The 1570-nt window shown below is 40.1% G+C and carries 1 pseudogene; it reads left to right on the forward strand.

The features are described 5' to 3' along the window. The first annotated feature begins 49 nt into the window (after window positions 1-49). Window positions 50-1441, forward strand: a pseudogene (locus tag ACQV2P_RS08545) (ISNCY family transposase). Window positions 1442-1570 lie beyond the last annotated feature (129 nt).

Here is a 1570-nt window from a genome sequence, read left to right on the forward strand (position 1 = left end):
GTCCCACTATCCACTATAATAAATGATGAAAAGGATAGGAGGGAAAATGATGGGAGATTATCTTACAGTGAAAGAAAAGCATTATTATGAAACAATTAAACAAGTCGTGAATGGTAAAAAAACAAAACAACGCGCGGAGGTCGAACTCGCTCTTTCTCGCCGTCAAATCAACCGATTGATTCAACGTTATTTATCGAAAGGACGTCGAGGTTTTCAGCATGGGAACTGTGGCAGGTCTCCTTCCACCAAGATTTCACCTTCTCTTAGAAAACAAATTGTGTCTATCTATCAAACAAAATAGGCGTCATTTAATTTTAAACATTTTCATGAGTTTTTAGTGAAAGAAGAAGGCTTTTGTCTTTCTGAATCTTCCGTTCGAAACATTTTGTCTCAAGCTCACATTCTTGCTCCCAAAGCTCGTCGTTCAACGAAACGCCGATGGAAAAAACAATTGCTAAACAAACAAAACAAATCGACACTCACCCAACGCGAACTCTCCCTGTTGAAAGAGGTCCAATTAGTCGAAGGAAAGAAAGCGCATCCTTCTCGCTTCCGCAAAAAATATGCCGGAGAATTAATTCAAATGGATGCTTCTCAACATGTTTGGTTTGGAACAGAAAAAGCCTTTTTACACGTCGCCATTGATGATGCTTCGGGAGAGATTGTCGGTGCTTTCTTTGACAAGCAAGAAACTTTAGCTGCTTATTATGAAGTTTCTGCTCAGTTTCTAGAAAACAAAGGCATTCCTGTTGAAATTTTGACCGATAATCGCACGATCTTTAAGGCTGGGAGAAAAGAAAAAGGCTCTCTGTCTGACCAGAGAACCTTAACACAGTATGGATATATGTGCCAAAACTTAGGGATTGTCCTGTCGACGACTTCAATCCCCCAAGCTAAAGGACGCGTGGAACGCGTGTTTAACACACTTCAAGACCGCTTAATCAGCGAAATGCGTCTGGCTAATATCCAAACCTTAGCGGAAGCGAATCACTTCTTGATTCAATTTATTCCTCTATTTAATCAGCGATTTGCTTTCCAACTTAAAGATAACCGAAATGTCTTTCAAAAGATAGACCCTTGCGTTAATTTGAACTATTTACTTTGTCGACATGATTTCAGAGTTGTAAATGCGGGACATTCCATTCGCTATCATCGCCAAACTTACCAATGTGTCGATGACTCAGGTAACGTTCAATACCTTCCTCCACATACGCGTGTGATGGTCATTGAGACGCGTAATCTTGAGTTATATGCCAATTATCAAGAGACCTTGTATCCACTCAAGATCGTTCCTGAACATGAACGTTATTCGAAAGAATTCGATACACCGCCTCCTAAAACTAAGCCAAAAGTCATTCCTATCCCGCCTTTATCTCATCCATGGAAAGCAGCCTCTTATCAGCGGTATCTTAAGCAATTGAAGCAGACACATCCAGTATAAAAGAAGAACACTCGAGGAAAAAGATGAGAATAGAAATTCTCACTTTTTCCTCGAGTTCACCAAGCGAAGCGCGGTAGTTTTATCCCGCAAATTTTTAAAATTTCAGGACATTTTCATTTACGGTTGACA

Source organism: Facklamia sp. P12932 (assembly GCF_050409545.1).
In the GTDB taxonomy this organism is placed as follows: Bacteria; Bacillota; Bacilli; order Lactobacillales; family Aerococcaceae; genus Facklamia.